Here is a 24,714-nt window from a genome sequence, read left to right as displayed (position 1 = left end):
GAATTGTTGGCCGCAAACCAAGCGTTGATGACGGTCTACGTGATGAGGGCGAGCTTGAAGGAACTCTGGCAGCCCACAGATCCTCGGCGCTGGCGGACTGCTTGGCGAGCGTGGCACGCCATGGCAATAAGCAGCGCCATTGAGCCACTGGTTCGCTTCGCCAAACGCCTTAAATTGTACTGGAGAGGTATCTTGGCCCGAATGCGTTGGCCGATGCACACCGGCCAACTCGAAGGCATCAACAACCGGATCAAGGTCATGAAACGCATGGCCTACGGCTATCGCGACTCTGATTTCTTCTTCATGAAGATCAAAGCCGCGTTTCCCGGTAATCCGCGATGAACCTAAAAAATAACCCAGAATCCTCATCTCGGCGCACCACACGCGGAATTTCGCGAATGGCCGGCCAAGTTCGGAAAGCGCGCCTACATGCTGCGCTACTTCATTCTGGAAAACGGCGACGTCCTGATCACCCGTGTCTGGCATAGCCGGGAACAGCGGCCCGCTTGACTGCTAAGCGACGACGAAGTCCAGCTCTTTCTCGACGGCCGCGTATGCGGCCGTCATCGCTTCCGGGTCCATCACGGTGGCTTCGGCCGAGATGAAGTTGAGGCTCTTCAGGCCTATCGTCGCCAGGATCGCGCGCAGATAGGGTTCGAAGAAGTCGGGCTGGCGCGCGCGCTCGCCGGTGCGGTAGCCGCCGGAGCTGACCGCGATGTACACCGGCCGGTCCGGCAAGGTGCCGATCTTGCCGTGCGGCGTGGCGTTGAAGGTGACGCCGATCCGCACCACGTGGTCGATCCACGCCTTCAACACCGACGGCACCGTGAAGTTGTGCATCGGCGCGCCGATGACGATGCAGTCGGCCTGCTTCAATTCCTCGATCAGCAGATCCGACCAGGCCAGCGACGACAGCCCCTGCGCATGCGCCTCGCCGCCGCTGGCGCGGCTCAAGGCGCTGGAATACTGGCCGTCGACATGCGGCAGCGGCGTCTCCGACAGGTCGCGCGGCACCACCCGCGCCTGCGGATGGCGCGCCTGCAAACGCTCGACCACGTGGCGCGACAACTGGTAACTGGCCGAATCGCCGGCGCGGGAACTGCTGGTGATGTGCAGGATGTTCATGCCGCTTCCTTCAAAAGTTTGCCGAAACGCAGGGCGCCCGGCAGCAGGCCCTCGCGGAAATAGAAGCGCTGGCCCAGCCCGTTGGTGAGGGCGGTGTCGAGCACCAGTTTGACGCAATCGGCGCGCTCCGCATAGCCGGTCAAATGGGTGAGCAACTGCGAGCCCCAGCGCTGGCTGCGGTGCTTTTCGCCGGCGATCAGGTCGTCGACGTAGAGGAACTTGCCGTACACCAGATTTTCCTGCAGCCGATAGCCGGCCAGCGCCACCACCTCGCCATGCTCCCACGCCGCCAGGATGCGGTAGCCCTGTTCATTCTGGCGCGTCACGCGTGCCACGAATTCGTCCTCGTTCTGCAGATGCGGCCGCAGCTCCTTCATCACCGGGTAGCAGGCGCGCAGTTCGGCCTCGGTTTGCACCTCGCGCAAGGCGGTGCCGTGTAGTTTGTCGTTCATGTTCATGCCCTCAATTCGAATGAGGCCAGTGTAGAACTTTTATGGCACAATCCACAGAGCCATGAAACAACATCCTGAGTAGGCCATGAAAACCAGCAAGCCAGACTTCCTGCAACTCGACCCCGGCGCGGCGGAACCACTGTACCGGCAGATCTACACCCGCTTTCGCGGCGCCATCGCCGACGGCCTGTTGCAGCCGGGCGCGCGCATCCCCGCCGCGCGCGCGCTGGCGCTGGAACTGGGCCTGGCGCGCGGCACGGTGGAATCGGCCTACGCGCTGCTGACGGCGGAAGGCTACGTCGAGACGCGCGGCCAGGCCGGCACCATCGTCACGCCGGCGCTGCTGCGCCACGCGGCGCTGGCCCCGGCCGCGCCGGCCAGGGATCCGGTACGCGCGCTGCCCGGCTCCCCCACCGCCGCCAGCCGGCCGTTCCAGATGGGCCTGCCGGCGCTGGACGCCTTCCCGCGCAAGGTGTGGGCGCGGCTGGCGGCGCGCTCGGTGCGCGCCACCCAGCCCGACGACATGGCCTACCCGCCCTACGCCGGCGTGCCGGCGCTGCGCACCGCCATCGCCACCTATCTGCAACTGTCGCGCGGCATCGACTGCGCGCCGTCGCAGGTGTTCGTCACCAGCGGCTACCGCAACACGATGGAACTGGTCACGCGCGCGCTGCTGCGGCCCGGCGACGACGTCTGGGTCGAGGATCCCGGCTACCCGCCCACCGGCGCGCTGCTGACCGAGGCCGGCATGCGGATCGTGCCGGTGCCGGTCGACGCCGACGGTTTGCAGGTGGCGCATGGCATCGCCGCCGCGCCGGCCGCCAGGGCCGCCGTGGTCACGCCGGCGCATCAAAGCCCGCTGTGCGTGTCGCTGTCGCTGCCGCGCCGCCTGGCGCTGCTGGACTGGGCGGCGCAGGCCGGCGCCTGGATCGTCGAGGACGACTACGACGGCGAATACCGCTACGTCAGCCGCCCGCTGCCGGCGCTGCAAAGCCTGGACCGCGAAGGCCGGGTGCTGTACGCCGGCACCTTCAGCAAGGTGCTGATGCCGGCGGCGCGGCTGGCCTACCTGGTGGTGCCGCCGGCGCAGGTCGAGCGCTTCGAGCGGATCACCCAGACCTTCGCCGCCGGCGGTCCGACGCTGATGCAGAACATCGTCGCCGACTTCATGAACGAGGGCCACTTCGCGCGCCACATCCAGCGCATGCGGCGCCTGTACGCCGAGCGGCGCCAGATCGCCGCCGACGGCCTGGCCGAGGTGCTGGGCAAGCATTTCCAGATCGATCCGCAGCCGGGCGGCATGCACATGGTGCTGCGCATGCAGGGCCACCACACCGACCGACCGCTGGTGGCGCGCATGCACCGCGAAGGCATGGGCGCGCACGCGCTGTCGGCCTTTACGCTGCTGCCGCCCGCCGCCTCCGGGCTGCTGGTGAGCTTCACCAATATCGACACCCCGCAGCGCGCGCGCGAGCTGGGAAGGCGGATCGTTCATTTGCTGTGAAACCGGAGTGTGCTACGCTAGGGTTCATCCACCCCACTCTCAGGAGCCCCGTACGCATGCCCCACAATATCAGCCTGATCACCACCATCGCCGCCGCACTGGGTTTCGGCCTCCTGTTCGGCTATCTTGCAACGCGCCTGCGGCTACCGGCGCTGGTGGGCTATCTGGCTGCGGGCATCATCATCGGCCCGGCGACGCCGGGCTTCGTGGCCGATACCGCGCTGGCCGGACAGCTGGCCGAGATCGGCGTGATGCTGATGATGTTCGGGGTCGGCCTGCACTTCTCGCTCGACGATCTATGGCAGGTGCGCAAGGTCGCGCTGCCCGGCGCGATATTGCAGATCGCGGTCGCCACCGCGCTCGGCATGGGGCTGGCCCACTTCTGGGGCTGGAGCATCGGCGGCGGGCTGGTGTTCGGCCTGGCGCTGTCGGTGGCCAGCACGGTGGTGCTGCTGCGGGCGCTGGAGGAACGCGGCATACTCGATAGCTTCAACGGCCGCATCGCGGTCGGCTGGCTGGTGGTCGAAGACTTGGTCACGGTGCTGGTGCTGGTGCTGCTGCCGGCGCTGGCCGGCTCGCTGGGCGGCGTCTCGGTCGACGCGCACGGCGCGCCGGTGGCCGCCGGCGACGTCAACCTGTGGAAGACGCTGGCGCTGACGCTGGGCCAGGTCGCCGCCTTCATCGTGCTGATGCTGGTGGTCGGCCGCAAGCTGTTCCCGTGGATCCTGTGGCAGGTGGCGCGCACCGGCTCGCGCGAGCTGTTCACGCTGTGCGTGATCGCCGCCGCCGTCGGCATCGCCTACGGCTCGACCCACTACTTCGGCGTCTCGTTCGCGCTGGGCTCCTTCTTCGCCGGCATGGTGCTGCGCGAATCCGAACTGGCGCACCGCGCCGCCGAGGAATCGCTGCCGCTGCGCGACGCGTTCGCGGTGCTGTTCTTCGTCTCGGTCGGCATGCTGTTCGAGCCGGCCATCATCCTGGAGCAGCCGCTCAAGCTGCTGGCGGTGGTGGGCATCATCGTGGTCGGCAAATCGGTGGCCGCCTTCCTGCTGGTGATCATCCTGCGCTACCCGGCCAAGACCGCGCTGATGGTGTCGGCCAGCCTGGCGCAGATCGGCGAATTCTCCTTCATTCTGGCGGCGCTGGGGCTGTCGCTGAAGATGATGCCGGTCGAGGGACAAAGCCTGATCCTGGCCGGCGCGATCATCTCGATCGCGCTCAATCCGGTGGTGTTCCATGTGACCAAGCCGCTGGAGCGCTGGTTGTCGAAGAATCCTTCGCTGGCGGCCAAGTTCGAGCGTCCGGCCGATCCGCTGGCGGAGCTGCCGATGTCGGTGCCGCACGAGCATCTGCGCGGCCAGGTGGTGTTGGTGGGGTATGGCCGCGTGGGCCGCCGCATCGCCGCCGCGCTGAAGGAGCGCGGCATTCCCTTCGTGGTGGCGGAGCAGAACCGCGAAGTGGTCGATCAGCTGCGCAAGGACGGCGTGCACGCCGTGGCCGGCAACGCCGGCGAGCCGGCGGTGCTGATCCAGGCGCACATCGCGCACGCCAGCATGCTGGTGATCGCGACGCCGGACACCTTCCACGTGCGGGCGATGATCGAGACCGCGCGCGCGCTCAACCCGGACATCAAGACCGTGGTGCGCACCCACAGCGACGAGGAAGCCGACCTGCTGCGCTCCGAGCGCGCCGGGCAGATCTTCATGGGCGAGCAGGAGCTGGCCAAGGGCATGACGGAATACGTGCTGGAGAACGTGAAACAAGCCAGCCACCACTAACGTCGTTCCCGCGCAGGCGGGAACCCATAGAACGCCGGCCGGCATGCGGTGTATGGATCCCCGCTTTCGCGGGGATGACGGGGCGGCGCGGCGGCAAGGGCTGCGCGGCCGGCCGGGCGTCAGAGACTGACCGCCAGCTCCGCGCCTTCCTTGATGGCGCGCTTGGCGTCCAGTTCCGCCGCCAGCGCGGCGCCGCCGATCTTGTGGAAGCGCGGCCACGATGCATTCGCCTTCACCTCTTCCTCCGACGGCATCAACTCGGTCAGGCTGTCCTGGCCCGCGCACACCACCACGTTATCCACCGCCAGCAGGCGCTGCTCGCCGCCGACGGTGATGTGCAAACCCTGGTCGTCGATGCGGTCGTACTGCACGCCGCTCAGCATCACCACGCCGTTGCGCGCCAATACCGCGCGGTGCACCCAGCCCGAGGTCTTGCCCAGGCCCGCGCCCGGCTTCGAGGTCTTGCGCTGCAGCAGATACAGCTGGCGCACCGGCTCCGGCTGCGACGCCGGCACCAGCCCGCCCGCCGTATCGCCCTTCATGCCGACGCCCCACTCCCTGGCCCACACATCCAGCGCCAGCGGCAGCGGATGCGTCGGATCGTGCAGCAGGAATTCGCCCATGTCGAAACCGATGCCGCCGGCGCCGATGATCGCCACCCGCTTCCCCACCGGCTTCTTGTCGCGCAGGACGTCGACATACGACAGCACCTTCGGATGATCGATGCCTTCGATCGGCGGCTTGCGCACCTTGATGCCGGTGGCGACGATCACGTCGTCGTAGCCTTCGGCCAGCAGCTGCTCGCGCGTCGCGCGCACGCCCAGCTTCAGCGTCACGCCGGTCAGTTCCAGCTTGCGCCGGAAGTAGCGGATGGTCTCGGCGAATTCCTCCTTGCCCGGCACCTGCATCGCGATCTGGAACTGGCCGCCGACGCTGTCGGCCGAATCGAACAGCGTCACCTCGTGGCCGCATTCGGCCGCCACCGTCGCCGCCGACAAGCCCGCCGGTCCGGCGCCGACCACCGCCACGCGGCGCGGCTTGACGGCCGGTTTGTAGACCAGCTCCGTCTCGTGGCAGGCGCGCGGATTCACCAGGCAGCTGGCGCGCTTGTTGGAGAAGGTGTGGTCCAGGCAGGCCTGGTTGCAGCCGATGCAGGTGTTGATTTCATCGGCGCGGCCCTGCGCCGCCTTGACCACGAAATGCGCATCGGCCAGGAACGGCCGCGCCATCGAAATCATGTCGGCGTCGCCGCGCTGCAGGATGCCTTCCGCCTCGGCCGGCATGTTGATGCGGTTCGACGCCACCACCGGGATCGACACCTCCAGCCGCAGCCGCCCCGCCAGGCCGGCGAAGGCGCCGCGCGGCACCGAGGTGACGATGGTCGGCACGCGCGCCTCGTGCCAGCCGTAGCCGGTGTTGAGGATCGACACGCCGGCCTGCTGCAGCGCCTTGGCCACCGCTACCACGTCGTCCCAGGTGTTGCCGCCGTCGACCAGATCGAGCAGCGAATGGCGGTACATGATGATGAAGTCCTCGCCCACTTCGGCGCGGATGCGCTTGACGATTTCCACCGGCAGCCGCATGCGGTTCTCGATGCCGCCGCCCCAGCGGTCGGTGCGCAGGTTGGTGCGCGCGCACAGGAACTGGTTGATCAGATACCCTTCGCTGCCCATCACCTCGACGCCGTCGTAGCCGGCGTCGCGCGCCAGCTTCGCGCAGCGCGCGTAGTCGCGGATGGTCGCTTCGATCCCGGCCTCGGTCAGCGCGCGCGGCTTGAACGGCGAGATCGGCGACTTCTTGTCCGACGCCGACACCACGAACGGCTGATAGCCGTAGCGGCCCGCGTGCAGGATCTGCATCAGGATCTTGCCGCCCTCCTCGTGCACGGCGGCGGTGACCTTGCGGTGGTTGAACACGTCGCCCTTGAAGTTGAGCGTGCCGCCGAACGGCAGCAGCCATCCCGAGCGGTTCGGCGAGATGCCCCCGGTGACGATCAGCCCCACGCCGCCGCGCGCGCGCTCGCGGTAGAAGGCGGCCAGCTTGCCGTAGTTGTAGAAGCGGTCCTCTAAACCGGTGTGCATCGATCCCATCACCACGCGGTTGCGCAGCGTGGTGAAACCGAGATCAAGGGGGGCGAGCAGGTGCGGGTAGCTTGTCATGATGATGTAGGTTGAATTTTGTATCAGTGAGGTGCCGCTCTTGTATTCTGCCATCCTTTCCCTTACGCTGGACAGATGAAGCGATTCCTTGTGTTTTTGTTGTTAGGTGTGACCGCCCAAGCGGGGTTGGCGCAAGCACCTAGGCTTGAATTGCCCAAGCTGGAGGTGTCGGTCAACCGCGTCGATGTGGACGCCATGCACATGTATGAAGTGGACGCCACCGGCACGGTGGCGGCGCCACTGCCGAAGGTATGGCGCATCCTGACCGGCTATGAACGCATGGCCGAATTCGTGCCGGACATGGAGTCGTGCCGGGTCCTGTCACGCAACGGTAACGAAGTGATCCTCGAACAGTTCGGCGTCGCGCGCTTCCTGTTCATGTCCAAGGCCATCCACCTGATCGTGCGCGCCACCGAGCAGCCGATGTCGTCGATCGACATCACGCTGATTTCGGGCGACATGAAGCACTACGAATCGCATTGGGAATTGATCCCGGTCCCCGAGACCGGCGGCACCCGCATCGTCTACAGCGGCAAGATGATCCCGAACTTCTACGTGCCCGGCATCCTCGGTTCCAAGATGATACGCAGCGATATCCAGCGCATGATGAACGCGGTGCTGGCGCGGCTCGACCGCCGCGACGAGCCGCGCGTCGAAGCCGTGCCGGGCAAGTGAATCAGGCCAGGTAGGTATCGCGGTCGCGCAGCTCGGCGAAGTTTTCCAGGCTGCCGATCTTGATCAGCACCGGATTCAGACTCAGCTTGGCCTGCATCGCGCGCCAGGCGAATTGCCATTCCTGTTCCTGCGCTTCGGCCAGGGTCTTGGTGAAGGCCGCGCCCAGCGCCGCGCGGGCGCCGTACTCGACCGCGCCGTCGATGCCGGCCCAGCTGGGCAAGGTGCGCTGCACCGCGCGGTGCAGGCGCTCGCCGAATTCCTCGCTGTTGTGGATCACCAGGCAGCTGTCGGCGTTGAACAGCTCGAACAGCTTGCGGTCCCAGGCCTTGGAAAAGCTCAGCGTCAGGCAGCTGGAGGCGGGCGTCAGGATGAATTGGCCCTGGGTCAGCGCCAGTTCCAGGTCTTCGCGCACGCCGTAGCGGTGCAGGGTCGGAGGGCGTTGGTAGTCGTGCATGATGCTAGTCTTTACAGGTTATTTCAGCGGCCGCCGCACGTGTCGGTGCGAGCGCATCGCCGCCGAGGCGATGAAAATTTCACGCAGCAGGAAGCAGAAGCTGCCGATCAGGCACAGCATCGCCGCCACGAACATGCCGGCGATGTACTTGTCCAGCGAGAGATTGGTGATATCGCCCAGGAACAGCATCGCGATCACCAGGCAGATCAGCAGGCCGCAGGCGGTCGACAACGTGATCGCGGTGTTGATCAGGTGCGAGCGCCGGTACAGCACATCGAGCTCGTTCAGGTAGACATCGCTGTAGCCGATGTCGAGCCGGTCCTCCAGCACCCGCGAACGGTCGATGATGCGCGCCAGGCGGTTGGTCAGCACCAGCAGATTGGTGCACACGCCGGTCAGCAGGAACACCGGCGCGATCGCCAGTTGAATGATGTGGCCGATGTCGCCGATCTGAATGTTCATGAATGCGTATAAGCTGGGTTTAATGCCGGTCTCTCTGGGCTGATATTGCGGTGTAAGCCGTAGTGTAGCAGCCCGCGCCGCCGGCGGGCCGTTTTCCCGGCCGGGCGCAGGCGCGCGCTAGGCAAACGTGCGGCTGCGCTTGAAGCGTTCGGTGGCCGCCACCAGCGCCGCCGCGATGCCGCTTTCCATCGCGCCGTGGCCGGCGTCCGGGATCACGTGCATCACCGAACCGGGCCACGCCTGCTGCAGCCGCCATGCCGACACCGGCGGGCAGATCACGTCGTAGCGGCCCTGCACGATCACCGCCGGCAGGTGGGCGATGCGGCCGATGTCGCGGATCAGCTGGTCGTCGCCGAAGAAGCCGAGGTTGGCCATGTAGTGCGACTCGAGCCGGCCGACGCCGAGGTCCAGCGCGTCCGACGGCGGGTCCTCCGCCTGCGGCAGCAGGAACACGCGGCGGCCCTCGAAGCGGCTCCAGGCGCGCACCGCCGGCCAGTGCACCGCCGGATCGTCGCTCATGATGCGGCGGACGTAGGCTTGCAGCAGGTCGCCGCGCTCCGCCTCCGGGATCGGCGCGACGAACTCGGCGTGCACCTCCGGATGGAACCACCTGGCGCCGTCGAGGAACCAGTCGATTTCCGTTTGCGTGCAGAGGAAGATGCCGCGCAGGACGAAGCCGAGGCAGCGCTCGGGATGCGCCTGGCCGTAGGCCAGCGCCAGCGTCGACCCCCACGAGCCGCCGAACACCAGCCACTGCTCGATCTCGAACAACGCGCGCAAGCGCTCGATGTCCTCGACCAGCAGCTGCGTGGTGTTGTTGCGGCACTCGCCCAGCGGCGTCGACTTGCCGGCGCCGCGCTGGTCGAACAGGATCACGCGGTACTGCTCGGGATCGAAGAAGCGCCGGTGCGCCGGCGACAGGCCGGCGCCGGGGCCGCCGTGCAGGAACACCACCGGGATACCGTCCGGATTGCCGACTTCCTCCCAATAGATGGTGTGCAGGTCGTCGACCGCCAGCATGCCGTGCCGGGATGGCGCGATGGGCGGGAACAGCGGGGAGGATGGGTCGAACATGGCGGGCCTTGAAAACTTGAAGAGCAATAATGGATTGTACGAAAAAAAAGCCGGGATCGCGAACGATCCCGGCTTTGCGGTGCGCCAGCGCCGCGATTACGACATGTGCTGGCCGCCGTTGATGGCGATGTTGGAGCCGGTGACGAAGGCCGCCTCGTCCGACGCCAGGTAGGCCACCAGGCCCGCGACTTCTTCCGGCTTGCCCAGGCGCGCCATCGGAATTTGCGGAATGATCTTGGTGTCGAGCACTTCCTGAGGGATTTCGCGCACCATCTTGGTGCCGATGTAGCCCGGCGAGATGGTGTTGACGGTCACGCCCTTGCGCGCCACTTCCAGCGCCAGCGCCTTGGTGAAGCCGTGCATGCCGGCCTTGGCCGCCGAGTAGTTGGTCTGGCCGAAAGCGCCCTTCTGGCCGTTGACCGACGAGATGTTGATGATCCGGCCCCAGCCGCGCTCCACCATGCCGTCGCACACCGGCTTGGTCATATTGAACACGGAATCCAGGTTGGTGGCCATGACGGCGTCCCAGTTCGGCTTGTCCATCTTCTTGAAGGTCATGTCGCGCGTGATGCCGGCGTTGTTGACCAGCACATCGACCGGGCCAATCTCTTTTTCGATCGCGGCGATGCAGGCGGCGGCCGAATCGTAGTCCGACACGTCGCACGGATAGGCGCGGAAGTTGAAACCTTGGTCACGGGTAGTGGCCAACCATTGCTCGACCTTCGGATTGCCAGGGGAATACGTGGTGACTACGCAATAGCCCAGCGCCGACAGCTTGAAACACACCGCTTCGCCCAGACCACCCATACCACCGGTTACTAACGCAACTCTAGCCATTTTCGTCCCCTCTTTTAATGAACATTGAACTCATGCAACGGCGCCGGATCTGTGCCCGGCGCCGTACCAACCTTGCTTACGCGCGCTCGATCGCCAGCGCCACGCCCATGCCGCCGCCGATGCACAGCGAGGCCAGGCCTTTTTTCGCGTCGCGACGGATCATTTCGTGGATCAGCGTGACCAGGATGCGGGCGCCGGACGCGCCGATCGGGTGGCCGATGGCGATCGCGCCGCCATTGACGTTGATCTTGCTGGTATCCCAGCCCATTTCCTTGTTGACCGCCACCGCTTGCGCGGCGAAGGCTTCATTGACTTCCAGCAGGTCCAGGTCGTCCGGGGTCCAGCCGGCCTTCTTCAGGCACAGGCGGGTGGCCGAGACCGGGCCCATGCCCATGAAGGCGGGATCCAGGCCGGACGAGGCGTAGGCCTTGATCTTGGCCAGCACCGGCAGGCCCAGCTCCTTGGCCTGGGTGGCCGACATCATGATGACGGCGGCGGCGCCGTCGTTCAGGCCGGAGGCGTTGCCGGCGGTGACCGAGCCGTCCTTGGCAAAGGCCGGACGCAGGCCGGCCAGGCCTTCGATGGTCGAACCCGGCTTGATGTATTCATCGCTGTCGAACACGATGCTGCCCTTTTTCTGCACGATTTCCAGCGGCAGGATCTCATCCTTGAACTTGCCGGCTTTTTGCGCGGCCTCGGCCTTCAGCTGCGAATTCAGCGCGAATTCGTCCTGCTCGGTGCGCGAGATGTCGTATTTTTTCGCCACGTTTTCCGCCGTGGTGCCCATGTGGTACTGGTTGAACGCGTCCCACAGGCCGTCGACGATCATGCTATCGGTCATCTTGATGTCGCCCATGCGGAAGCCGTCGCGCGAACCGTTCATCACGTGCGGCGCGGCGCTCATGTTCTCCTGGCCGCCCGCGATGACGATTTGTGCGTCGCCGCATTTAATCGCCTGCGCCGCCAGGTGGGTGGCTTTCAAACCGCTACCGCAGACGTGGTTGATGGTGAAACCGGGTATGGTGTTCGGCAAGCCGGCCTTGATGACGGCCTGGCGCGCCGGGTTCTGGCCGACGCCGGCGGTCAGCACCTGGCCGAGGATGGCTTCGCTGATCAGGTTGGGATCGATGCCGGTCTTCGCCAGCAGGCCCTTGATGACATGCGCGCCCAGTTCGGACGCCGGGGTCTTGGCCAGGCTGCCGCCGAATTTACCCACACCGGTACGGCCAGCGGCCACGATAACTACATCATCCATGTGATTCTCCAATGCGCCGGACCGTGCCGGCTTAGTTTAGCAACAACGCGAACTTCGATGATACGCTTCCCGCCGCAAGGGCGTAGGAGGTTTCGATGGTGCGTCGCCGCGAGGAATCGCCGAGACTTGTCTAGCAGCATCCATGCCAGCGGTGAGCAACCGTCGGGGAGTCATCGTAAGCGCCGCTTCGGCGGCTTACTTTGATTTGCGTCAAGTCCCGTGAACGACATTTTGAAGAAACCATATCAATTTGTCACGGCAATAATTTGATACCGTCGAGGGTGGCGGCGCACTGCTCGCGTATCACGTTGACGAAGTCGAGCACGTAGGCTTTCTGCTTTTGCGCCTCGGGCACGGAGACGTACAGATCGCTCCACAGGCCATGGTCGCCGATCGGTTTGGCGATCACGTAGTCGTAGTCGACATAGTTCTTGATGCCCCAGTTCGGCAACGCGGCGATGCCGCGCCGGCTGGCCACCAGTTGCAGCACCGCCACCGTCAGCTCGGCGGTGCGGCGTTCGTAGCGGATGTTGGCCGGCTGGAGCACTTCGCGGATCAGGTCGATGCGGGTTTCCGGCACCGGGTAGGTGATCAGGGTCTCGCCTTCGAAATCGGCGGCCTGCAAGCGGCGTTGCGCCGCCAGCCGGTGCTTCTGCGCCATCACCACCAGGATTTCAAAGCGAAACAGCGGGAAGGTGGCGAACTCGGGGCCGTACGGCGAGCCGATCACCAGGTCGGCGTCGCCGCTGCGCAGCAGCTCGGCCGGCTCGCTGTGGAAGCCCGACACCAGGTCGATTTCCACCTCCGGCCAACGTTTGCGGAATTCATCCATGACCGGCATCAGCCAGTCGAAGCAGGTGTGGCACTCCAGCACCACGCGCAGCTGGCCGGTGTCGCCCTGGGTCAGGCGCGCCACTTCGCGCTCGGCGGTTTCGATTTCCGGCAGCAGCAGATCGGCCAGCTTGAGCAGCCGGGCGCCGGTGGCGGTGAAGCCGATCGGCACGGATTTTCGCTCAAAAAGCGGCCCGCCGTAGCGATCTTCCAGTAACTTGATTTGATGCGACAGGGCCGACTGGGTCAGGTTGAGCAGCTGCGCGGCGCGTACCAGACTGCCCGCCGAGCGCAGCGCGCTGAGGGTGCGGAGGTGGCGTATCTCTAGCATGGTCTATTAATATTTTTCATGTGAAGCCGCAAAATCTTTCGTTTTGATTATAGACCGGTTTGCCGCACACTTTATAGCACCAATATTAAATGCGGATGACACAGATCATGACCAATTCGAACAAAACCATACACAGCCACATCCTCGGCTTCCCCCGCATCGGCGCCGCGCGCGAACTGAAATTCGCGCTGGAGGCGAACTGGCGCGGCGAACTGCCGGACGCGCAACTGGAGGCGGTCGGCCGCGATTTGCGCGCCCGACATTGGGCGCTGCAACAAAATTCGGGCCTGGACTTCGTCACCGTCGGCGATTTCGCCTACTACGACCAAGTGGCCAACCATGTGCAGCTGCTGGGCTGCGAACCGGCGCGCTACGGCTTCACGCCGGAACAAACGCAGCTGAGCCGCTACTTCACCATGGCGCGCGGCGACAGCTCGGCCCGGCACGACCACGCCGATTGCGGCCACGACCATGCCAACGACGGCGGCCTGCACGCCTCGGCCGCACTGGAAATGACCAAGTGGTTCGACACCAACTACCACTACCTGGTGCCGGAATTCACGCCGGAGACCGAATTCTCGCTGGCCTGCGAACGCCTGTTCGACGAGGTGGCCGAGGCGCAGGCGCTGGGCCACGCGGTCAAGGCGGTGCTGATCGGTCCGTTGAGCTTCCTGTGGCTGGGCAAAGGCAAGGCGGCGGACGGCGGCGCCGACGGCTTCGACCGCCTCGCCCTGCTGGACAAGCTGCTGCCGGTCTACGGCCAGGTGCTGGACCGCCTGAAGGCGCAAGGCGTGCGGTGGGTGCAGGTCGACGAGCCCATCCTCGGCCTCGACCTGCCGGCGCCGTGGCGCAGCGCGTTCGAGAACACCTACTGGCAGTTGAACCAGGTCGGCGTGCCGCTGCTGCTGGCGACCTATTTCTCGCCGCTGGAGGAAAACCTGAGCCTGGCCTGCCGCCTGCCGGTGGCCGGGCTGCACGTCGACGGCGTGCGCGCCGCGCACGAGCTGACCAGCATCGCCGACTGGCTGCCGGTGCACAAGGTGCTGTCGGTCGGGATCGTCGACGGCCGCAACATCTGGCGCACCGACCTCGACGCGGCGCTGGCCGTGCTGGCGCCCATCGCCGACAAGCGCGCCGGCAAGCTGTGGCTGTCGGCCTCGTGCTCGCTGCTGCACGCGCCGTTCACCTTGGCCGCCGAGACCGCGCTGGACGGCGAGATCAAGTCCTGGCTGGCCTTCGCCACCGAGAAGCTGGACGAGCTGCATCTGCTGAAGCAGGCGTTGCGCGTGGACGCCGGCGCCGGGCTTGACGATGCCGCCGCCGCAGCGGCAACCGCAGCCGCGCTGGCGACGTCGCGCGCCGCCATCGCCGGCCGCCGCGCCAGCGCCCGCGTGCACCAGTCCGCCGTGCGCGAGCGCGTCGCCGCGCTGCCGGCCGACGCCGACCAGCGCCGCTCCGCCTTCCCGCAACGCCAGGCGCAACAGCGCGCGCGCTTCAAGCTGCCGGCCTTCCCGACCACCACCATCGGCTCCTTCCCGCAGACGCCGGCGATCCGCGCCGCGCGCGCCGGCTTCAAGCGCGGCGAGCTGGACGCGGCCGCCTATGAAATCAAGATGCGCGAAGAAATCGCCTACGCCGTGCGGCGCCAGGAGGAACTGGAACTGGACGTGCTGGTCCACGGCGAGGCCGAGCGCAACGACATGGTCGAATACTTCGGCGAGCAGCTGGACGGCTTCGTCTTCACGCAACTGGGCTGGGTGCAGTCGTACGGCTCGCGCTGCGTCAAGCCGCCGATCATCTTCGGAGACGTCAGCCGGCCGAAGCCGATGACGGTGGCGTGGACGGTGCACGCGCAAAGCCTGACCGCCAGGCCGATGAAGGGCATGCTGACCGGTCCGATCACGATCCTGCAATGGTCGTTCGTGCGCGACGACCAGCCGCGCGCGCTGACCGCGCTGCAGATCGCGCTGGCGATCCGCGACGAGGTGGCGGACCTGGAACAGGCCGGCATCGGCATCATCCAGATCGACGAGCCGGCGGTGCGCGAAGGCTTGCCGCTGCGCCGCAGCCGCTGGGACGCGTATCTGGATTGGGCCACGCGCGCGTTCCGCGTCTCGGCCAGCGCGGCGGCGGACGGCACGCAGATCCACACCCATATGTGCTACGCCGAGTTCAACGACATCCTGCCGCAGATCGCCGCCATGGACGCCGACGTCATCACCATCGAGACCAGCCGCTCGGACATGGAGCTGTTGAACGGCTTCGGCCAGTTCCGCTATCCGAACGAGATCGGGCCGGGCGTGTACGACATCCACTCGCCGCGCGTGCCGGGCAAGGAGGAGATGGTGCGGCTGCTGCGCAAGGCGGGCGCGGTGATCCCGCCGGCCAACCTGTGGGTCAATCCGGACTGCGGCCTGAAGACGCGCGGCTGGGCGGAAACCGACACCGCGCTGCGCAACATGGTGGCGGCCGCCAGGCAGCTGCGCGCCGAGCACGCGATCTACTAACCCCGGTAAGGCGGGGTCTGACCCCGTACGGGGTCAGACCCCAGGCTGCGTCGCCGTGCGGGGTGCGGCGCACCAAACGGAGCCAGCCCTCCCCTTCCGCCGTTTTTGACAGTAAAATGCACGGGCCTGCGCATGCGCGCGAGGTTAACCCTCTACTACTGTCGCCCATGTCCAAGAGCCTGTTTCAAAAGCCCATAGAAATCAAGATTTCCACCGTCGTCGCCGTCTCCGCCATCCTGTCCACGGCGGACCGCCTGGCCCTCGACGCCGCGCTGGCCGAAATGACCGGCGGCAGCGCCGACTTCTTCGACGACGACCTGACCGTGATCGACGTCGCCGCGCTGCCGGAAGGCTGCGGCCAGATCGACTGGGCCGGCATCATCGCCGTGCTGACCAAATACCGCCTGAAGCCGGTCGCCGTGCGCAACGCCGCGCCGGCGCTGCAGGCCGAGATCGCCGCCCACGGCCTGAGCCTGGAAACCGCGACCCGGCCGCGCGACGACGACGCCGCCCCGGCCAAACCCGCCAAGCCGGCCGCCGCCGCAGCGCCCGCGCCCGCCCCGACGCCGGCCGCCGCGCCCGCCGCCGACGGCTTCCCCGGCAACGCCGGCGTGATGATCATCGACACCCCGGTGCGCGCCGGCCAGCGCATCTACGCGCGCGGCTGCGACCTGATCGTCACCGCCGTGGTCAACAACGGCGCCGAAATCATCGCCGACGGCAGCATCCACGTCTACAGCACCCTGAACGGCCGCGCCCTGGCCGGCGCCTCCGGCAACGCCGAGGCGCGCATCTTCGCCCTGAGCATGGCGCCGGAACTGGTGTCGATCGCCGGCGTGTACCGTACTTTCGAAGACGGCTTTCCGCAGGAATTTGCGCGTTCTCCTGCGCAAATCCGCTTGGTGGGCGACCGAATCGATATACTATCTGTCAATTCTGCAACCCGCGCTTGAAAAACACTTCTCTGAAAAGGATTATTTGTGGCGAGAATTATTGTTGTTACGTCCGGTAAGGGCGGTGTCGGTAAGACCACTTCCAGCGCCAGCTTCTCCACCGGCCTGGCCATGCGCGGCCACAAGACCGCGGTGATCGACTTCGACGTCGGCCTGCGCAATCTCGATCTGATCATGGGCTGCGAACGCCGCGTGGTGTACGACCTGATCAATGTGATCAACAAGGAAGCGAGCCTGACCCAGGCGCTGATCAAGGACAAGCACTGCGACAACCTGTTCATCCTGCCGGCCTCGCAGACGCGCGACAAGGATGCGCTGTCCGAGGACGGCGTCGAAGTGGTGCTGCACGAGTTGATCAACATGGGCTTCGAATTCATCATCTGCGATTCGCCGGCCGGCATCGAGCACGGCGCGCTGATGGCGCTGACCTTCGCCGACGAAGCCATCATCGTCACCAACCCGGAAGTGTCGTCGGTGCGCGATTCGGACCGCATCCTCGGCATCATCCAGGCCAAGTCGCGCCGCGCCCAGACCGGCGGCGAGCCGGTCAAGGAACACCTGCTGATTACCCGCTATTCGCCGAAACGGGTCGAAGCGGACGAAATGCTGTCGTACGAAGATGTGCAGGAAATCCTGCGCATACCGCTGATCGGCATCATTCCGGAATCGGAATCGGTGCTGCACGCCTCGAACCAGGGCAACCCGGCGATCCACTTCAAGGGCACCGACGTCGCGGAAGCCTACGAGGACGTGGTCTCGCGCTTCCTCGGCCAGGAACTGCCGCTGCGCTTCACGACCTATGAAAAGCCGGGCCTGCTGCAGCGTATCTTTGGGAGCAAGTAACCATGGCACTGCTTTCTTTCCTGTTCCCGCCCAAACCGAAAACCGCGACCGCGGCCAAGGAGCGGCTGCAGATCATCATCGCGCGCGAGCGCAACGGCCGCAGCGGCCCGGACTTCCTGCCGGCGCTGCACAAGGAGCTGATCGAGGTGATTTCGAAGTACACCAAGGTCAACGCCGACGACATCAAGATCTCGCTGGACCGCCAGGGCAACCTGGAAGTGCTCGACGTCAACGTGGTGCTGCCGGACGCGTAAGGCTCACGCCGGCCGGTGCACGCCGGCCGTGATGAGTTCCTGCGCCACCCTGGCGCAGGCTTCGACGTGCTGGTAGCCGATCTTGCGGAACGCCATGAAGCCGATCCCGGCCGACGCCAGCTGCCCGGCCAGCGGCACCAGCTTGCCGGCCTGGCGTGCCACCGTCTTGAAGCCGGTGCGACGCAACACCTGCATCACCACCTCGCGCGTCACCAGTTTCCCCACCAGCATGCCGCCGACGCCCAGCGCCGCCTCGTAGGCGATCAGCCGGAAGCGCGGTTGCAGCCGCTCGATCTGCCGCTCCGACAGGCCGAACTCCTGGTTGATGTCGTCGATCAGCAGCGCGAACAGGCGCAGGTCCGACACCACGTCCAGTCCGGGGATCGGCACCGCCGCCACCCCGGCCGACACCATCGCGCGGCGCCGCACCAGCCGCCGGCATCGCTCGCGCACGGCGTCGATGTCGCGCGCCGAAGCCGGCACCAGCGTCCAATTTGTGTCTTTTTCGCGTCTCATGGCGGCTCCCGGCGTCAACGATACGTTCTTGCCATTTTTCAACTTCGGCATTGAATTCGGCGTTTTTCCAGTGTACCGTGTAATCAATAAACCGGCGCGCACGGTGAATTACGGCATTATCAGAGGATCAAGATTAGTGTCTAGAAAAAAATAATTGGCCATTTTGTTAATTAATTTGTAAATCTCTGTTATATTTGAAGTTACTTCTCCTTAACATTTTCCAACGGGCAGTAGTATGAGAATCGCCATACTTGACAATGACCGCAGCCAAGCCGACTTGATCTGCCAGGTGTTGACGTCGGCCGGCCATGTTTGCCACAGCTTCCAGACCGCCAAGGACTTGCTGGCGCAGCTGCGCAAGGACAGCTACGACATGCTGGTGCTCGACTGGCAGGTGGTCGACCTCGGCGCCGCCGAAGTGCTGCGCCGCGCCCGTGAAAAGCTGCCCGACAACGCCCCGGTGTTGTTCCTGACCACCAGTTCCGGCGAGGACGATATCGTCGCCGGCCTGGGCGCCGGCGCCGACGATTACATGATCAAGCCGCTGCGCCGCAGTGAAATGGTGGCCCGCGTGCAGGCCTTGCTGCGGCGCGCCTACCCGGCGCAGAACGGCGCCGAACAATTGCAATTCGGTCAATATGTGTTCGAGACGCGGCCCGGCCGCCTGCTGATGGACGGCGCGGTGTTGGATGTGACCCACAAAGAGTTCTACCTCGCACTGTTATTTTTCCGCAACATCGGCCGGCCGCTGTCGCGCGCCTATATCCATGAAGCGGTGTGGATCCGCGAGACCGCCGTGCCGTCGCGGACCATGGACACCCACGTCTCGCGCGTGCGGAATAAATTGCAATTAAAACCAGAAAACGGCTTCCGCCTGGTACCGGTGTACAGTTACGGCTACCGGCTGGAAAAACTCGGCGCCTGACCCCGCGCCGGGCCCGCACCGCTTGCTATATCATTGGGCAGTCCACACGGCAACACTCTGAGACACGGGGTATAATGTCGGCTAATTCACCGCCCGGACCCGAAATGCAGCTGCTTGCCGTCGGCCTCAACCATAACACCGCACCGGTCTCGCTACGCGAGCAGCTGGCGTTCGCCCCTGAGCAACTGGGGCAGGCGGTGGTGGCGGCGCGGTCATGGTTCGAGCGCATCGACCATCGCGGCTCGGACGAAGCGGCGATCCTGTCGACCTGCAACCGCACCGAACTCTACGCGGCCAGCCAGGTGCCCGACCCGCTCGACGCCGGCGCCCACTTCCTTGCCGATTTCCATCAGCTGAATTACGCCGAGCTGCGCCCGCACCTGTACCTGCTGCCGCAGCACGAAGCGGTGCGCCACACTTTCCGCGTCGCCTCCGGGCTCGATTCGATGGTGCTGGGCGAGACCCAGATCCTGGGCCAGATCAAGGACGCGATCCGCACCGCCGACGAAGCCGGCGGCCTGGGCACCTATCTGCACCAGCTGTTCCAGCGCTCGTTCTCGGTGGCCAAGGAAGTGCGCAGCACCACCGAGATCGGCGCCCACAGCGTCTCGATGGCGGCCGCCGCCGTGCGCCTGTCGCAGCGCATCTTCGACAAGATCTCCGAGCAGAACGTGCTGTTCATCGGCGCCGGCGAGATGATCGAATTGTGCGCCACCCACTTCGCGGCGCAGAATCCGAAATCGGTCACCATCGCCAACCGCACGCTGGAACGCGGCGAGATCCTGGCGCACCGCTACGGCGGCCGCGCCATCCGCCTGGCCGACCTGCAGGACAAGCTGCACCAGTACGACATCGTGATCTCCTGCACCGCCTCGTCGCTGCCGCTGATCGGCCTGGGCATGGTGGAGCGCGCGATCAAGGCGCGCCGCCACAAGCCGATGTTCATGGTCGACCTGGCCGTGCCGCGCGATATCGAACCCGAAGTGGCGCGCCTGAACGACGCCTTCCTGTACACCGTCGACGATCTCGGCAAGGTGGTGCAGACCGGCCTGGAAAACCGCCAGGCCGCCGTGGCGCAGGCCGAGGCCATCATCGAGACCCGGGTCCAGTCCTTCATGCACTGGATCGACGACCGCGCCGTGGTGCCGGTGATCCAGAGCCTGCACGAAAACGGCGAAGCGCTGCGCCAGCTGGAGCTGGACCGCGCACGCAAGATGCTGGCGCGCGGCGACGACGTCGACGCGGTGCTGGAGGCGCTGTCCAAGGGCTTGACCGCGAAGTTCATGCACGGCCCGCAGCAGGCGCTGCACCGGGCGCAGGGCGAAGAACGCGCCCACCTGGCCGAGCTGCTGCCGCAGCTGTTCCGCGGCCGCCGTTAGCGGCACCTCCGCCGTTCCGATGCCGCCCTCCGCGCGGCGCTTGTCACACCTCTCAAAGAATACGCTATGAAACCATCCATGCTGGCCAAACTCGACCAATTGGCGAACCGCCTGGTCGAACTCGATGAATTGCTGATGTCCGAAGGCGCGACCAGCAATATGGACGCCTACCGCAAGATGACCCGCGAGCACGCCGAACTCGGTCCGCTGGTGGCGCTGTACAAGTCCTACCAGGACGCGCTGGGCGACCTGGACGCGGCGCAGCAGATGCTGGCCGATCCGGAGATGAAGGACTTCGCCCAGGACGAGATCGAGGCGGCCAAGACGCGCCTGGCGGAACTGGAAATCGAACTGCAGAAGATGCTGCTGCCGAAGGATGCCAACGACGAGCGCAACATCTTCCTGGAAATCCGCGCCGGCACCGGCGGCGACGAATCGGCTTTATTCGCGGGCGACCTGCTGCGCATGTACACCCGCTTCGCCGAGCGCAATCGCTGGCAGGTGGAGGTGGTGTCGGAATCGGCGTCGGACCTGGGCGGCTACCGCGAGGTGATCGTGCGCCTGATCGGCAACAGCGTGTACTCGAAGCTGAAGTTCGAATCCGGCGGCCACCGCGTGCAGCGCGTGCCGGCCACCGAGACCCAGGGCCGCATCCACACCTCGGCCTGCACGGTGGCGGTGATGCCGGAGGCGGACGAGGTCGAGGACGTCAACATCAATCCGGCCGAGCTGCGCATCGACACCTACCGCGCCTCCGGCGCCGGCGGCCAGCACATCAACAAGACCGATTCCGCCGTCCGCATCACCCACCTGCCGACCGGCATCGTGGTCGAGTGCCAGGACGACCGCTCGCAGCACAAGAACAAGGCGCAGGCGATGAAGGTGCTGGCGGCGCGCATCAAGGACGTGCAGCTGCGCGAGCAGCAGTCGAAGGAGGCGGCCACGCGCAAGAGCCTGATCGGTTCGGGCGACCGCAGCGAACGCATCCGCACCTACAACTTCCCGCAGGGCCGCATGACCGACCACCGCATCAACCTGACCTTGTACAAGCTGGACTTCATCATGGACGGCGACCTGACCGAGCTGACCAACGCGCTGGCGGCCGAGCACCAGGCCGAGTTGCTGGCGGCGCTGGGCGATTAAGAGCGCTCTAAGGTTGCAATGACAACTTTGTGCGAAAATTGCCCGCTACCGCCATCTCGCTCCCCGCACCTGAACGGATCACCATGATACATACACGCTCCCTGCTGTTGTCCATCGCCATCGCCAGCTTCGGCCTGATCGGCGTCGCCCTGTATTTGCAGCACGGGCTGGACATGCTGCCTTGCCCGCTGTGCGTGATCCAGCGCTACCTGTTCATCGCCATCGGCGTATGCGCGCTGATCGGCGCCTACGGCAAGCCGAAGGTCGGCGCGGGCCTCGGCCTGCTGGCCGCGCTGGGCGGCCTGTTCACCGCCGGCAAGCACCTGTACATCCTGGCCCATCCGGGCCTGTCGTGCGGCATCGATCCGGTGGAAACCTTCCTCAACAAGATCCCGACCGCGACCTACCTGCCGTTCCTGTTCCAGGCCGACGGCCTGTGCGAGGACGCGCTGGCGCCGTGGTTCGGCCTGTCGATTCCGCAGTGGTCGTTCCTGTGGTTCGGCCTGTTCACGCTGTCGCTGGGCTGGTTGCTGATCCGCCGCACGCGCCGATGATCGCCGACGCCGACGCCATCACGGCGGGCGTCAGCATCGGCGCCCTGCAGGTGCAGTCGCTGCTCGATCCGCTGGACAACCGCGTGCTGCTGTGCCACGCGCTGGCGCTGTCGCGCGTCGGCCTGATCACGCAGTCGGAACGCGTGCTGGACGACGACGAGGCGCAGCGCTTCGCGGCGCTGGTGCGGCGCCGCATCGCCGGCGAACCGGTCGCCTACATCGTCGGCCGGCGCGAATTTTTCGGCCTGCCGTTCGAGGTCGACGGCGCGGTGCTGATTCCGCGTCCCGACACCGAGCTGCTGGTGGAGCTGACGCTGGAACGCCTGCCGCCGCAAGGCCGGGTGCTCGACATGGGCACCGGCAGCGGCGCCATCGCGGTGGCGCTGGCGCACACGCGGCGCGACGCCGACGTCACCGCGCTCGATGTCAGCCCGGAGGCGCTGGCGGTGGCAAAGCGCAACGCGGCCAACAACGGGGCGCGCGTCGATTTCCTGCACAGCGACTGGTATGCGGCGCTGGAAGCCGGCGGCGTGGCGCGGTTCGACGTCATCGCTTCCAATCCGCCGTATATCGCCAGCGGCGACCGGCATTTGTCCGAGGGCGATCTGCGTTTCGAGCCGGTCGAGGCGTTGACCGATCATGCCGACGGCCTGTCGGCGCTGCGCACCATCGTCGCCGGCGCGCCGCCCCATTTGCGGCCGCAGGGCTGGCTGTTGATGGAGCACGGCTACGATCAGTCGGCCGCCGTGCGCGCGCTGCTGGCCGATGCCGGCTATGCCGAGGTGCAAAGCTGGTGCGATCTGGCGGGCATCGAGCGGGTCAGCGGCGGACGCCTGGCGCGCTGACCGCCAGCAGGCGGCGCAGCGCGTTCAGCAGCACCTCCGGCGGCGCGGGCTTGTACAGCACGCAGGCGAAGTCCTGCGGCCGCTGCGGCGGCAGCATCGCGTGCAGCAGCACCGGCGGCCCATCCTCGTGCGCTACTTCATTCCATACGTTTTCATTCGCGCACAGCACCAGCGCCGGGCGGCCCGCGCCGGCTTCGCTCAGCACGTCGAACGCGGCGCTCTCCAGTATTTCCAGCAGGTAGTCGTGCATCGGGCCGTGCGGTTCCAGCAGCAGCACCGTGCGGCCGTCGCCAAAGGGTTCGGGCGGATCGAAGCGCGGCGCCGGCGGCATCGCGTCGTGTTCCTGCGCCAGCGGGACCGTGATCTGGAAGCGCAGGCTGTCGCCGGCTTGCTGCAAGCGGCCGTCCATCGCGCGCACCAGATGCGCGGCCAGCATCAGGCCGGGATCGATGGCGTCGCCGGCCAGCGAGGCGGCGACGTCGCGCCATGCGTCGTTGTCGTCGTTGTCGTTGTCGTCGTTGTTGTCGTTGTCGTCGTGGGTGGCGGCGCAGGTGCCGGTGCCGAAGCGCAGCGTCACCGCGCCGGGGACCGCTGTCACGCGCAGCGCCAAAGGGCGCACGCTGGCCGCCGCAGGCATGGCGTCGGCCATGCGCACGGCGTGCTGGTGCAGTTTGCGCAGCGTGTGCGCCAGCAGGCGCGCATCGAGCACCGCCAGCGCCGGCAAGGCCTGCAGCGCCGCGTCGTCGTGCGCGGTGTGCCGCAGCAGCGCGTGCAGGTAGGCCGGCGCCGGGGTCAGCTCGGGCGGCTGCAATTCATAGCGGGCGCAATCCTGCAAATCGGCCAGCCATTCCAGCTGGCGTCGCGCGGCGCTTTCGATGGCGCGCGGATCGGGCGCCGACCCGGCGGCTTGGGTGGCGATGCGCGCCAGCGGCGCGCGCAGGTCGTGATTCAACAAGGCCAGCAGGCGGGCGCGGACACGTGCGGCGTCGTCCGCCGCACCGCTCATGAAATGCCGCTGACCTGCCGCGCCGCCAGGCGATAGGCGGTCGGCGTGGCGTCGACGTGTTCGCGGAAGGCGGTGGCGAAGTTGGCCGCGCTGCTGAAGCCGGTCTTCTCGGCGACCTGCTGCACGCTCATGTCGGTGTCGGCCAGCAGCTGGCGCCCGCGCGCGATGCGCGCCTCGCCGAGATAGGCGAACACCGTCATGCCGGCGTGCTGGCGAAACGCCTGCGACAAGCGCTTTTCATGGGTGCCCAGCGCGCGCGCGATGCCGGCCAGCGTCAGCGACGCCGACAGGTTGTCGTCGATCAGCCGCATCGCGGCGGTGGCCAGCACTTCGTCCGGATGCGGCGCGACCCGGGACGGCGCCGCGTCCGGCGCCACCGGCGCCGCCGAGGCGGAGGACGATGCCGCCGCCGGGCGCCGCATGTTGGCCAGCTCCAGGTGGATGCGCACCCTGGCGAAGACTTCGGCCGGGTGGTAGGGCTTGGCGACGAAGTCGACGCCCCCCATCGCCAGCCCGGCCACCCGCTCGTCCGGCTCGTCCAGCGCGCTGAGGAAGATCACGGGTATCGCCTGGGTGATCGGATTGGCCTTGAGCAGGCGGCAGGCGGCGAAACCGTCCAGCCCCGGCATGCGGACATCGAGCAGGATCAGGTCGGGCCGCATCGCCAGCGCGCTCTGGTAGCCGGCGTTGCCGTCGCAGGCGCTATAGACGTGATACTGCTGCCGGCGCAGCAGATCCGTCAAAAAGCGCAACTCCTCCCGCTCGTCGTCGACGATCAGGATGGTGGGCCGCACTTGCTCGGTGGTGGAGAAGGCTAAGATGACGCACTCCCGGTAGGCATACGCGCCGATT

At 66.4% G+C, this 24,714-nt stretch carries 26 protein-coding genes; 14 read left to right on the top strand and 12 right to left on the bottom strand.

Going from position 1 to position 24,714, the window contains the following annotated elements; translation table 11 throughout:
• Both GW587_RS04510 and GW587_RS31155 read left to right on the top strand, forming a co-directional pair.
• Positions 1-342: transposase (locus GW587_RS04510; RefSeq protein ID WP_166098985.1), on the top strand; the 342-nt coding region annotated here is incomplete at its 5' end.
• A 9-nt stretch (positions 343-351) separates the two neighbouring features.
• Complete coding sequence (locus GW587_RS31155) at positions 352-510, top strand: type II toxin-antitoxin system RelE/ParE family toxin (protein ID WP_166099175.1); 159 nt, start codon at positions 352-354, stop codon at positions 508-510.
• A gap of 3 nt (positions 511-513) precedes the next feature.
• Here the strand turns inward: GW587_RS31155 and GW587_RS04500 are convergent, their stop codons facing one another.
• Both GW587_RS04500 and GW587_RS04495 read right to left on the bottom strand, forming a co-directional pair.
• Positions 514-1,125, bottom strand: coding sequence for an FMN-dependent NADH-azoreductase (locus GW587_RS04500; RefSeq protein ID WP_166098983.1), 612 nt, complete (start codon positions 1,123-1,125; stop codon positions 514-516).
• The gene (locus tag GW587_RS04495) at positions 1,122-1,577 is read right to left on the bottom strand and encodes a GNAT family N-acetyltransferase (protein WP_166098981.1); all 456 of its coding nucleotides are present in this window, start codon (positions 1,575-1,577) and stop codon (positions 1,122-1,124) included. The genes GW587_RS04500 and GW587_RS04495 overlap by 4 nt, the downstream gene beginning before the upstream one ends.
• Positions 1,578-1,662: 85 nt before the next feature.
• On the opposite strand from GW587_RS04495, the gene pdxR reads away from it, so the two are divergent.
• Entirely contained in the window at positions 1,663-3,081 is a 1,419-nt protein-coding gene (pdxR, locus tag GW587_RS04490; protein WP_166098979.1) for a MocR-like pyridoxine biosynthesis transcription factor PdxR, read from the top strand.
• Positions 3,082-3,137: 56 nt separating this feature from the next.
• A complete protein-coding gene (locus tag GW587_RS04485; RefSeq protein WP_166098977.1) occupies positions 3,138-4,859 on the top strand; it encodes a cation:proton antiporter domain-containing protein in 1,722 nt (573 codons plus the stop codon).
• 119 nt (positions 4,860-4,978) lie between these two features.
• Here GW587_RS04485 and GW587_RS04480 read toward each other — a convergent pair whose 3' ends face one another.
• The gene (locus GW587_RS04480; RefSeq protein ID WP_166098975.1) at positions 4,979-7,018 is read right to left on the bottom strand and encodes an NADPH-dependent 2,4-dienoyl-CoA reductase; all 2,040 of its coding nucleotides are present in this window, start codon (positions 7,016-7,018) and stop codon (positions 4,979-4,981) included.
• A 75-nt stretch (positions 7,019-7,093) separates the two neighbouring features.
• On the opposite strand from GW587_RS04480, the gene GW587_RS04475 reads away from it, so the two are divergent.
• Positions 7,094-7,693, top strand: a complete 600-nt coding sequence (locus GW587_RS04475; RefSeq protein WP_166098974.1) for an SRPBCC family protein — start codon at positions 7,094-7,096, stop codon at positions 7,691-7,693.
• Position 7,694: 1 nt separating this feature from the next.
• Here GW587_RS04475 and GW587_RS04470 read toward each other — a convergent pair whose 3' ends face one another.
• The 6 genes from GW587_RS04470 to GW587_RS04445 form a co-directional block, all read right to left on the bottom strand.
• A complete protein-coding gene (locus GW587_RS04470; protein ID WP_166098971.1) occupies positions 7,695-8,147 on the bottom strand; it encodes a hypothetical protein in 453 nt (150 codons plus the stop codon).
• An 18-nt stretch (positions 8,148-8,165) separates the two neighbouring features.
• Positions 8,166-8,609, bottom strand: a complete 444-nt coding sequence (locus tag GW587_RS04465; protein ID WP_166098969.1) for a DUF2721 domain-containing protein — start codon at positions 8,607-8,609, stop codon at positions 8,166-8,168.
• Between the two features lie 117 nt (positions 8,610-8,726).
• Positions 8,727-9,683, bottom strand: a complete 957-nt coding sequence (pip, locus tag GW587_RS04460) for a prolyl aminopeptidase (RefSeq protein ID WP_166098966.1) — start codon at positions 9,681-9,683, stop codon at positions 8,727-8,729.
• A 96-nt stretch (positions 9,684-9,779) separates the two neighbouring features.
• Positions 9,780-10,520 (bottom strand): acetoacetyl-CoA reductase, encoded by a 741-nt coding sequence (gene phbB / locus GW587_RS04455; protein WP_166098962.1) that lies wholly within the window; start codon positions 10,518-10,520, stop codon positions 9,780-9,782.
• A gap of 76 nt (positions 10,521-10,596) precedes the next feature.
• The gene (locus GW587_RS04450; protein WP_166098960.1) at positions 10,597-11,775 is read right to left on the bottom strand and encodes an acetyl-CoA C-acetyltransferase; all 1,179 of its coding nucleotides are present in this window, start codon (positions 11,773-11,775) and stop codon (positions 10,597-10,599) included.
• Positions 11,776-12,028: 253 nt separating this feature from the next.
• The gene (locus GW587_RS04445) at positions 12,029-12,937 is read right to left on the bottom strand and encodes a LysR family transcriptional regulator (RefSeq protein ID WP_166098957.1); all 909 of its coding nucleotides are present in this window, start codon (positions 12,935-12,937) and stop codon (positions 12,029-12,031) included.
• 107 nt (positions 12,938-13,044) lie between these two features.
• Between GW587_RS04445 and metE the strand changes: the two genes are divergently transcribed.
• The 4 genes from metE to minE all read left to right on the top strand — a co-directional run bounded on the left by metE (position 13,045) and on the right by minE (position 17,494).
• On the top strand, positions 13,045-15,444 hold the full coding sequence (metE, locus tag GW587_RS04440; RefSeq protein ID WP_166098955.1) for a 5-methyltetrahydropteroyltriglutamate--homocysteine S-methyltransferase: 2,400 nt from the start codon (positions 13,045-13,047) through the stop codon (positions 15,442-15,444).
• 167 nt (positions 15,445-15,611) lie between these two features.
• Entirely contained in the window at positions 15,612-16,397 is a 786-nt protein-coding gene (gene minC, locus GW587_RS04435) for a septum site-determining protein MinC (RefSeq protein ID WP_166098953.1), read from the top strand.
• A 27-nt stretch (positions 16,398-16,424) separates the two neighbouring features.
• On the top strand, positions 16,425-17,240 hold the full coding sequence (gene minD, locus GW587_RS04430; RefSeq protein WP_166098951.1) for a septum site-determining protein MinD: 816 nt from the start codon (positions 16,425-16,427) through the stop codon (positions 17,238-17,240).
• Positions 17,241-17,242: 2 nt separating this feature from the next.
• On the top strand, positions 17,243-17,494 hold the full coding sequence (minE, locus tag GW587_RS04425; protein ID WP_166098948.1) for a cell division topological specificity factor MinE: 252 nt from the start codon (positions 17,243-17,245) through the stop codon (positions 17,492-17,494).
• 3 nt (positions 17,495-17,497) lie between these two features.
• Here minE and GW587_RS04420 read toward each other — a convergent pair whose 3' ends face one another.
• Positions 17,498-18,010 (bottom strand): hypothetical protein, encoded by a 513-nt coding sequence (locus GW587_RS04420; RefSeq protein WP_166098945.1) that lies wholly within the window; start codon positions 18,008-18,010, stop codon positions 17,498-17,500.
• A 235-nt stretch (positions 18,011-18,245) separates the two neighbouring features.
• Here GW587_RS04420 and GW587_RS04415 point away from each other — a divergent pair, with 235 nt between their 5' ends.
• The 5 genes from GW587_RS04415 (at position 18,246) to prmC (ending at position 22,856) form a co-directional block, all read left to right on the top strand.
• A complete protein-coding gene (locus GW587_RS04415) occupies positions 18,246-18,935 on the top strand; it encodes a response regulator transcription factor (RefSeq protein WP_166098942.1) in 690 nt (229 codons plus the stop codon).
• Positions 18,936-19,039: 104 nt separating this feature from the next.
• On the top strand, positions 19,040-20,314 hold the full coding sequence (gene hemA, locus GW587_RS04410) for a glutamyl-tRNA reductase (RefSeq protein ID WP_166098939.1): 1,275 nt from the start codon (positions 19,040-19,042) through the stop codon (positions 20,312-20,314).
• A gap of 66 nt (positions 20,315-20,380) precedes the next feature.
• Entirely contained in the window at positions 20,381-21,457 is a 1,077-nt protein-coding gene (gene prfA / locus GW587_RS04405) for a peptide chain release factor 1 (protein ID WP_166098937.1), read from the top strand.
• Positions 21,458-21,540: 83 nt separating this feature from the next.
• Positions 21,541-22,011 (top strand): disulfide bond formation protein B, encoded by a 471-nt coding sequence (locus GW587_RS04400; RefSeq protein WP_166098934.1) that lies wholly within the window; start codon positions 21,541-21,543, stop codon positions 22,009-22,011.
• A complete protein-coding gene (prmC, locus tag GW587_RS04395; RefSeq protein ID WP_166098931.1) occupies positions 22,008-22,856 on the top strand; it encodes a peptide chain release factor N(5)-glutamine methyltransferase in 849 nt (282 codons plus the stop codon). Before GW587_RS04400 ends, prmC begins: the two co-directional genes overlap by 4 nt.
• Here the strand turns inward: prmC and GW587_RS04390 are convergent.
• Both GW587_RS04390 and GW587_RS04385 read right to left on the bottom strand, forming a co-directional pair.
• Positions 22,831-23,862, bottom strand: a complete 1,032-nt coding sequence (locus GW587_RS04390) for an ATP-binding protein (protein ID WP_166098929.1) — start codon at positions 23,860-23,862, stop codon at positions 22,831-22,833. The genes prmC and GW587_RS04390 overlap by 26 nt on opposite strands.
• A complete protein-coding gene (locus GW587_RS04385; RefSeq protein WP_371875539.1) occupies positions 23,859-24,656 on the bottom strand; it encodes a response regulator transcription factor in 798 nt (265 codons plus the stop codon). Before GW587_RS04385 ends, GW587_RS04390 begins: the two co-directional genes overlap by 4 nt.
• Between the last annotated feature and the right edge of the window lie 58 nt (positions 24,657-24,714).

The organism is Duganella aceris, assembly GCF_011090165.1.
Taxonomy (GTDB): Bacteria; Pseudomonadota; Gammaproteobacteria; order Burkholderiales; family Burkholderiaceae_D; genus Rugamonas; species Rugamonas aceris.
The sequence above is the reverse complement of the archived record's forward strand: the minus strand, read 5'-3'. Positions and strand labels throughout refer to the sequence as shown.

Excerpts from the sequence above, each read along its gene's own strand:
- GW587_RS04500 (WP_166098983.1), bottom strand. The coding sequence starts at position 1,125 with ATGAACATCCTGCACATCACCAGCAGTTCCCGCGCCGGCGATTCGGCC.
- GW587_RS04495 (WP_166098981.1), bottom strand. The coding sequence starts at position 1,577 with ATGAACGACAAACTACACGGCACCGCCTTGCGCGAGGTGCAAACCGAG.
- pdxR (WP_166098979.1), top strand. The coding sequence starts at position 1,663 with ATGAAAACCAGCAAGCCAGACTTCCTGCAACTCGACCCCGGCGCGGCG.
- GW587_RS04485 (WP_166098977.1), top strand. The coding sequence starts at position 3,138 with ATGCCCCACAATATCAGCCTGATCACCACCATCGCCGCCGCACTGGGT.
- GW587_RS04480 (WP_166098975.1), bottom strand. The coding sequence starts at position 7,018 with ATGACAAGCTACCCGCACCTGCTCGCCCCCCTTGATCTCGGTTTCACC.
- GW587_RS04475 (WP_166098974.1), top strand. The coding sequence starts at position 7,094 with ATGAAGCGATTCCTTGTGTTTTTGTTGTTAGGTGTGACCGCCCAAGCG.
- GW587_RS04470 (WP_166098971.1), bottom strand. The coding sequence starts at position 8,147 with ATGCACGACTACCAACGCCCTCCGACCCTGCACCGCTACGGCGTGCGC.
- GW587_RS04465 (WP_166098969.1), bottom strand. The coding sequence starts at position 8,609 with ATGAACATTCAGATCGGCGACATCGGCCACATCATTCAACTGGCGATC.
- pip (WP_166098966.1), bottom strand. The coding sequence starts at position 9,683 with ATGTTCGACCCATCCTCCCCGCTGTTCCCGCCCATCGCGCCATCCCGG.
- phbB (WP_166098962.1), bottom strand. The coding sequence starts at position 10,520 with ATGGCTAGAGTTGCGTTAGTAACCGGTGGTATGGGTGGTCTGGGCGAA.
- GW587_RS04450 (WP_166098960.1), bottom strand. The coding sequence starts at position 11,775 with ATGGATGATGTAGTTATCGTGGCCGCTGGCCGTACCGGTGTGGGTAAA.
- GW587_RS04445 (WP_166098957.1), bottom strand. The coding sequence starts at position 12,937 with ATGCTAGAGATACGCCACCTCCGCACCCTCAGCGCGCTGCGCTCGGCG.
- metE (WP_166098955.1), top strand. The coding sequence starts at position 13,045 with ATGACCAATTCGAACAAAACCATACACAGCCACATCCTCGGCTTCCCC.
- minC (WP_166098953.1), top strand. The coding sequence starts at position 15,612 with ATGTCCAAGAGCCTGTTTCAAAAGCCCATAGAAATCAAGATTTCCACC.
- minE (WP_166098948.1), top strand. The coding sequence starts at position 17,243 with ATGGCACTGCTTTCTTTCCTGTTCCCGCCCAAACCGAAAACCGCGACC.
- GW587_RS04420 (WP_166098945.1), bottom strand. The coding sequence starts at position 18,010 with ATGAGACGCGAAAAAGACACAAATTGGACGCTGGTGCCGGCTTCGGCG.
- GW587_RS04415 (WP_166098942.1), top strand. The coding sequence starts at position 18,246 with ATGAGAATCGCCATACTTGACAATGACCGCAGCCAAGCCGACTTGATC.
- hemA (WP_166098939.1), top strand. The coding sequence starts at position 19,040 with ATGCAGCTGCTTGCCGTCGGCCTCAACCATAACACCGCACCGGTCTCG.
- prfA (WP_166098937.1), top strand. The coding sequence starts at position 20,381 with ATGAAACCATCCATGCTGGCCAAACTCGACCAATTGGCGAACCGCCTG.
- GW587_RS04400 (WP_166098934.1), top strand. The coding sequence starts at position 21,541 with ATGATACATACACGCTCCCTGCTGTTGTCCATCGCCATCGCCAGCTTC.
- prmC (WP_166098931.1), top strand. The coding sequence starts at position 22,008 with ATGATCGCCGACGCCGACGCCATCACGGCGGGCGTCAGCATCGGCGCC.
- GW587_RS04390 (WP_166098929.1), bottom strand. The coding sequence starts at position 23,862 with ATGAGCGGTGCGGCGGACGACGCCGCACGTGTCCGCGCCCGCCTGCTG.